The sequence below is a fragment of the Rhodococcus sp. FG69 genome, assembly GCF_057808915.1.
Genome location: NZ_JBMDIX010000055.1, coordinates 21,548 through 27,936, shown reverse-complemented (window position 1 = coordinate 27,936; position 6,389 = coordinate 21,548). Strand labels below are relative to the sequence as shown.

Sequence of the window (6,389 nt, the reverse complement as noted above, 5' to 3'; positions counted from 1 at the left end):
CCATCACCGATGACGGGCCCCGCGCACCGTTCCACCGTAGCCATACCCGGCCGTTCCGCGTTTCAAGCCTGCGTGCGATTCACCAACCGCGTGCGCGCCATTCGTCGAGGTGGGGGCGTTCGGCGCCGAGGGTCGTGTCCTTGCCATGGCCCGGATACACGACGGTGTCGTCCCCGTATACGCCGAACAGCTTCGTTGACACGTCGTCGAGGAGCTGGGTGAATTCCTCGGGTCCCGACGTCTTTCCGACGCCACCGGGAAACAGTGAGTCGCCGGTGAAGAGGTGCGTGACGCCCGACTCACTGTCGGTGAGTGCCAGCGCAATCGACCCGGGTGTGTGTCCTCGGAGGTGAATCGTCGTCAGTGTGAGTTCACCCACCGACACCGTCTCCTCGTCGTCGAGCAAACGGTCGGGCGCGACGGGCAGAGGCTCGGCGTCGAGGCTGTGTGCAGCCGTCGGTGATGCCGTGCCGCCAGCGATGTCCGCCAGGGCCTGCCAGTGGTCGGCATGCTGGTGAGTCGTCACGATGAGAGTCAGCGTCGGGGCGTTCTCGTCTATCAACTGCGACAGGCGTTCCGCCTCGTTGGCCGCGTCGATCAGGAGAGATTGCCCGGTGGCGGAACAAACGATCAGGTAGGCATTGTTGTCCATCGGGCCGACCGACATCTTGATGATGGTCGCGCCGGAGATGGTTCGCCGCTGCGGAGCCGATCCCTGCGATACCTCGCCGGTGTACTGGTCGTCGATGACCATGAGGTGCTCGTCCATTTCGAGGAGGCTACCGTCGGTGCGGGTCGTGTGCCTGTTCGGCCCTGGCGAGTAGCGGGTGGTCGTGAAGTCGCGTGGGGAAACCTGTCGGTGGGTCGGCCTAGCATTGCTACTGCGTGAGGTTCACTCTTGCGCCTGCATCGACATCGTGTGTGCATCGAAACTATGTGCATCGAACAAGCTTCGGTTCGATCGGACCGGTCGGTGGTAACCACCGATGTCCGACTGGTCCGAAAAGAAGGGAACACTGTGGCGGATCGCCTGATCGTGCGAGGTGCGCGTGAGCACAACCTGCGGGGAGTCGACATCGACCTTCCACGCAACAGCCTCGTGGTCTTCACCGGACTGTCGGGTTCGGGCAAGTCGTCATTGGCCTTCGACACGATCTTCGCGGAGGGACAGCGTCGATACGTCGAATCCCTGTCCGCATACGCACGTCAATTCCTCGGGCAGATGGACAAGCCCGACGTCGACTTCATCGAGGGTTTGTCCCCGGCGGTCTCGATCGACCAGAAGTCGACCAACCGCAATCCGCGTTCGACGGTCGGCACCATCACCGAGGTCTACGACTACCTGCGCCTGCTGTTCGCACGAGCAGGAACGGCTCACTGTCCTGTCTGTGGAGAGCGGATAGCCAAGCAGACTCCTCAGCAGATCGTCGACCAGGTCCTCGCTATGGAGGAGGGCATCAAGTTCCAGGTGCTCGCTCCGGTCGTGCGGACCCGTAAGGGCGAATTCGTCGACCTGTTCGAGTCGCTCAACACACAGGGTTACTCGCGAATTCGAGTAGACGGCGTCGTCCACCAGCTGAGCGATCCTCCCAAGCTGAAGAAGCAGGAAAAGCACGACATCGAGGTCGTGGTCGATCGACTCACCGTCAAGTCCAGCTCCAAGCAACGCCTCACCGACTCGGTCGAAACTGCCCTGCGTCTCGCCGACGGCATCGTCGTACTCGATTTCGTCGATCGTGAGGAGAACGCGCCGGACCGCGAGCGTCGGTTCTCGGAAAAGCTTGCATGTCCCAACGCACACGCGTTGTCGATCGATGATCTCGAACCTCGTTCGTTCTCGTTCAACTCCCCGTACGGCGCATGTTCGGAGTGCCTCGGGCTCGGTGTACGCAAGGAGGTCGATCCGGACCTGGTCGTGCCCGACCCGGATCTTTCCCTCGCCGATGGAGCAATTGCACCGTGGTCGATGGGTCAGACCTCCGAGTACTTCGGTCGTCTCCTGTCCGGCCTCGCCGACGCCATGGGATTCGACCTCGACGCGCCGTGGAGCAAACTTCCCGCAAAGGTCAAGCGGGCGGTCCTCGAGGGCAGCGAGCATCAGGTTCACGTCAAGTACAAGAACCGATACGGCCGGACCCGCTCGTACTACGCGGAATTCGAAGGTGTCATGCCGTTCCTGCATCGCAGGCTCGAGCAGACCGAGTCGGAACAGATGAAGGAGCGGTACGACGGCTACATGCGCGACGTTCCGTGCCCGACGTGCGGCGGCGACCGACTGCGTCCGGAAATCTTGTCCGTCACCATCGAGGCGGGTGGCTTCGGCGCAAAGTCCATCGCCGACGTGTGTCGACTCTCCATTTCGGACACCGCGGACTTCCTCAACAGTCTGACGCTGGGCCAAAAGGAGGAGGCCATCGCAGGTCAGGTGCTCCGCGAGGTGCAAGCTCGACTCGGATTCCTCCTGGACGTCGGTCTCGAATATCTGTCGCTCTCGCGTGCGGCAGGCTCGCTGTCCGGTGGCGAGGCGCAGCGAATTCGCTTGGCGACTCAGATCGGATCGGGTCTCGTGGGCGTTCTGTACGTTCTCGACGAACCGTCGATCGGTCTTCATCAGCGGGACAACCGCCGTCTCATCGACACACTGACGCGGCTGCGCGATCTGGGCAACACTTTGATCGTCGTCGAGCACGACGAAGACACCATCCGCACGTCGGACTGGGTCGTGGACATCGGACCGATGGCAGGCGAGCACGGCGGACGCGTCGTACACAGCGGTTCCTACGAAGACTTGCTCACCAACGAGGAATCGTTGACCGGTGCGTACTTGTCCGGTCGGCTGGCAATTCCGCTCCCGGACTTCCGCCGGGTCGTGGACAAGAAGCGACAGGTCACCGTGGTCGGCGCACGCGAACACAACTTGCGGGGGATCGACGTGAGCTTCCCGCTCGGGGTGCTCACCTCGGTGACGGGCGTGTCCGGCTCCGGCAAGTCGACACTGGTCAACGACATTCTCGCGACTGTGATGGCGAACAAGCTCAACGGTGCACGTCAGGTGCCGGGCCGACACACGCGGATCAACGGGCTCGATCAGCTGGACAAGTTGGTGCGCGTCGACCAGTCACCGATCGGACGCACACCACGGTCGAATGCCGCAACCTACACCGGTGTGTTCGACAAGATCCGGACGTTGTTCGCTGCCACGACCGAGGCAAAGGTCCGCGGCTACCAGCCAGGTCGATTCTCCTTCAACGTCAAGGGCGGCCGGTGTGAGGCGTGCTCGGGCGATGGAACGCTCAAGATCGAGATGAACTTCCTGCCTGACGTGTACGTCCCGTGTGAGGTGTGCGAGGGTGCGCGATACAACCGCGAGACGCTGGAAGTGCACTACAAGGGCAAGACCATCGCACAGGTTCTCGATATGCCGATCGAAGAGGCGGCGGACTTCTTCGAGCCCATCACCTCGATACACCGTTACCTCAAGACGCTGGTCGAGGTCGGCCTCGGGTACGTCCGACTGGGTCAGCCGGCGACGACGCTGTCCGGCGGTGAGGCTCAGCGCGTGAAGCTGGCGTCCGAGCTGCAGAAGCGTTCGACCGGGCGGACCGTGTACATCCTGGACGAGCCCACCACGGGTCTGCACTTCGAGGACATCCGCAAGTTGCTCGGCGTGGTCAACGGTCTCGTGGACAAGGGCAACACGGTCATCGTCATCGAACACAACCTCGATGTCATCAAGGTGTCCGACTGGATCATCGACATGGGACCGGAAGGTGGCTCCGGCGGTGGAATGGTTGTCGCGCAGGGCGATCCGGAGTCCGTCGCCGCTGTGCCGGAGAGCTACACCGGAAAATTCCTGCAGGAAGCGCTGACGCGGGACGTCGTCGCCGAGCCTAAGAAGGCACCGGTGAAGAAGCGTCGTCCGCGCAAGGCCGCCGCTGTGTGACTTTGTTGGAACGCTGTGTGACGGGCCAGAACCCTGGTTGCCAGTGTCAGCACACCGAAACGCCCGCCTGATCCTCGCGGATCGGGCGGGCGTTTCCACGGTGGTACGTGTTGATGCCACAGATGCGCATCGAATGGTCAGGCGCGCGCTAAATTGCTAGCAATCAGCCGCGCATCTGGCAATTTCGCGCGCACCTTCCAACGCGCGGTGTCAGTAGACCGGGCCGGTGTACTTCTCTCCCGGACCCTTACCGGGCTCGTCGGGGTACGCGGAGTTCTCCCGGAACGCCTTCTGCAACGCCTGTAGACCGTCGCGGATCGGGCCTGCGTGCGGTCCGAGGTACTCGACGGACGCGGTGACGAGTCCGGCGAGGGCGGTGATGACGCGTCGGGCTTCGTCGAGATCGAGGTGTGGGCTGGTGGTGGGGTCTGCCTCGGACAGGCCGAGCTTCTCGGCGGCCGAACTCATCAACATCACGGCTGCGCGGCTGATCACTTCGACAGCCGGCACGTCGGCGAGTGCGCGGACGTCCGGTTCGGCGCCTGATTCAGGGGTGCTCGTCATACCTACGAGGATGTCACGGCCGAACATGCCGAGCGCGCACCAGCGTCGATTCGCGGTAACGCCTGATCGGCTGGTACTGTCACTCAACGACCGTCTTCGACGTGCCCTCTCCTTGTGAATGGGGCTCGCGCGGAGGCAGCAAGTGGAGCCCGACTCCCACCGGTACGAAGTGTTACAGCTACTACCGGTCCGGTCGCTCGGAGAGAATCCGTCCATTGGGATGAATCTTCGTCGAGCTTCCTCGAAAGAGGAGACCTATAGCCATTGCGGCTGTAGATCGATCGGTCGACATCGGGCCCTGCACCAGCGGAATGCTGGAGCAGGGTTTTTGCGTTGAATGGGACAGTGTCCCACGGCGACGATGTCGAAGGACTCGGGCAGGCGGGCTGTGCCAGAGACAGGCGGTCGGCTCGACCCCACACCGCACTACCTAGGAGGCCCCATCAGCACTGAGACTCGCATCAACGATCGCATCCGTGTTCCCGAGGTTCGTCTAGTTGGACCGGGCGGTGAACAGGTGGGCATCGTGCGTGTTGAAGATGCACTCCGCTTGGCTCTCGAAGCCGATCTCGATCTCGTAGAAGTGGCTCCCGACGCACGTCCGCCGGTCTGCAAGATCATGGACTACGGGAAGTTCAAGTACGAGGCAGCGCAGAAAGCGCGCGAATCGCGCAAGAACCAGACTCTCACCGTGATCAAGGAGCAGAAGCTCCGCCCGAAGATCGACGCCCACGACTACGAGACGAAGAAGCGTAACGTCATCCGCTTCCTCGAGGCAGGGTCGAAGGTCAAGGTCACCATCATGTTCCGCGGACGAGAGCAGTCTCGCCCGGAACTCGGCTTCCGTCTGCTGCAACGACTGGGTGCCGATGTTGCCGATCTCGGCTTCGTGGAAACTTCTGCGAAGCAGGATGGCCGCAACATGACGATGGTCCTCGCTCCCCACAAGGGTGCGAAGACTCGCGTCAAGGCGCAGGAAAGCGCAGCAGCACCGCCCGCACAGCGCGCGGTAGCTCCGACTCCGGACGCAGCGCCGGCTCCGGCTACCGGGGATGCTGCACCGGCGGCCGCAACGCCGCCGAGCAGCTAGAAGCTTGAACGATCAGTAAGACAATCGAAGGTCGGTGCACATCGACTTTCGATTGTGCCGAGCAAGACCGAAGAGCAACACAGAACTGAGGACTCCATGCCCAAGCAGAAGACCCACAGTGGCGCCAAGAAGCGATTCAAGGTGTCCGGCAGCGGCAAGATCCTGCGCCAGAAGGCCGGCCGTCGCCACCTGCTGGAGCACAAGCCCACCAAGGTGACCCGTCGTCTCGACGGCGTCGCAGTCGTCAAGAAGGCCGACGTGCCGCGGATCAAGCGCCTGCTCGGCATCTGATCTGGACTTCGTAGTCGGCGAAACTTCGTCGGCGCCATCCCAAACCATTCGGGGTTTACTACTTAGCCCCCAGATCGACAGGATTTACCAGTGGCACGCGTAAAAAGGGCGGTCAACGCCCAGAAGAAGCGCCGTTCGATACTCGAAGCGTCCAAGGGCTACCGCGGACAGCGCTCACGTCTGTACACCAAGGCCAAGGAGCAGCAGCTCCACTCGCTCACCTACGCATACCGCGACCGCAAGGCTCGCAAGGGTGACTTCCGCAAGCTGTGGATCACGCGTATCAACGCTGCGGCTCGGGCCAACGACATCACCTACAACCGCTTCGTCCAGGGTCTGAAGGCGGCAGGCGTCGAGGTCGACCGCAAGATCCTCGCCGAGCTCGCTGTGTCGGACGCAGCGGCATTCGCCGGCCTGGTGGCAATCGCCAAGGCTGCGTTGCCTGCCGACGTCAACGCTCCTGCCGGAGAAGCAGCCTGAGCAAGCTGACGCACGACGATC

The 6,389-nt window shown here is 62.6% G+C and carries 6 protein-coding genes; 4 read left to right on the top strand and 2 right to left on the bottom strand.

The features are described from left to right. Nucleotides 1-79: 79 nt before the first annotated feature. Nucleotides 80-769 carry an MBL fold metallo-hydrolase gene (locus tag ACODSO_RS27305; RefSeq protein WP_489039816.1) on the bottom strand — a complete coding sequence of 230 codons (690 nt, stop codon included), beginning with the start codon at nt 767-769 and terminating at the stop codon, nt 80-82. A gap of 249 nt (nt 770-1,018) precedes the next feature. Between ACODSO_RS27305 and uvrA the strand changes: the two genes are divergently transcribed. Further along, entirely contained in the window at nt 1,019-3,943 is a 2,925-nt protein-coding gene (gene uvrA, locus ACODSO_RS27300; protein WP_489039815.1) for an excinuclease ABC subunit UvrA, read from the top strand. Between the two features lie 210 nt (nt 3,944-4,153). On the opposite strand, the gene ACODSO_RS27295 is transcribed toward uvrA, so the two are convergent. After that, complete coding sequence (locus tag ACODSO_RS27295) at nt 4,154-4,507, bottom strand: DUF1844 domain-containing protein (protein WP_068376209.1); 354 nt, start codon at nt 4,505-4,507, stop codon at nt 4,154-4,156. A gap of 361 nt (nt 4,508-4,868) precedes the next feature. Between ACODSO_RS27295 and infC the strand changes: the two genes are divergently transcribed. The 3 genes from infC (at nt 4,869) to rplT (ending at nt 6,368) form a co-directional block, all read left to right on the top strand. Beyond that, a complete protein-coding gene (gene infC / locus ACODSO_RS27290) occupies nt 4,869-5,597 on the top strand; it encodes a translation initiation factor IF-3 (RefSeq protein WP_231912574.1) in 729 nt (242 codons plus the stop codon). 96 nt (nt 5,598-5,693) lie between these two features. Further along, a complete protein-coding gene (rpmI, locus tag ACODSO_RS27285) occupies nt 5,694-5,888 on the top strand; it encodes a 50S ribosomal protein L35 (RefSeq protein WP_008715923.1) in 195 nt (64 codons plus the stop codon). A 90-nt stretch (nt 5,889-5,978) separates the two neighbouring features. Then, a complete protein-coding gene (gene rplT / locus ACODSO_RS27280; RefSeq protein WP_068376203.1) occupies nt 5,979-6,368 on the top strand; it encodes a 50S ribosomal protein L20 in 390 nt (129 codons plus the stop codon). Nucleotides 6,369-6,389 lie beyond the last annotated feature (21 nt).

What these genes read in the sequence shown, in the direction of transcription:
- ACODSO_RS27295 (WP_068376209.1), bottom strand. Translation starts at nt 4,507, where the DNA reads ATGACGAGCACCCCTGAATCAGGCGCCGAACCGGACGTCCGCGCACTC.
- ACODSO_RS27305 (WP_489039816.1), bottom strand. Translation starts at nt 769, where the DNA reads ATGGACGAGCACCTCATGGTCATCGACGACCAGTACACCGGCGAGGTA.
- rpmI (WP_008715923.1), top strand. Translation starts at nt 5,694, where the DNA reads ATGCCCAAGCAGAAGACCCACAGTGGCGCCAAGAAGCGATTCAAGGTG.
- infC (WP_231912574.1), top strand. Translation starts at nt 4,869, where the DNA reads ATGTCGAAGGACTCGGGCAGGCGGGCTGTGCCAGAGACAGGCGGTCGG.